At 53.4% G+C, this 279-nt stretch carries 1 protein-coding gene; it reads left to right on the top strand.

Annotated features, from left to right (window positions below; translation table 11 throughout):
- Positions 1-16 precede the first annotated feature (16 nt).
- Positions 17-279 (top strand): glycogen/starch/alpha-glucan phosphorylase (locus tag ACTT8P_RS38600; protein ID WP_442836452.1); only part of this gene is annotated, 263 nt, incomplete at its 3' end.

Below are 279 nucleotides of genomic sequence, written 5' to 3'. Positions count from 1 at the left end.
CACCAACCATACCCTGATGCCAGAAGCGCTGGAACGCTGGGATGTGAAACTGGTGAAAGGCTTACTGCCGCGCCACATGCAGATTATTAACGAAATTAATACTCGCTTTAAAACGCTAGTGGAGAAAACCTGGCCGGGCGATGAAAAAGTGTGGGCCAAACTGGCGGTGGTGCACGACAAACAAGTGCATATGGCGAACCTGTGTGTGGTTGGCGGTTTCGCGGTGAACGGTGTTGCGGCGCTGCACTCGGATCTGGTGGTGAAAGATCTGTTCCCGGA

Source organism: Streptomyces sp. JW3, from assembly GCF_052216785.1.
GTDB lineage: Bacteria > Actinomycetota > Actinomycetes > Streptomycetales > Streptomycetaceae > Streptomyces.
This window is presented reverse-complemented; position numbering and strand designations above follow the sequence as displayed.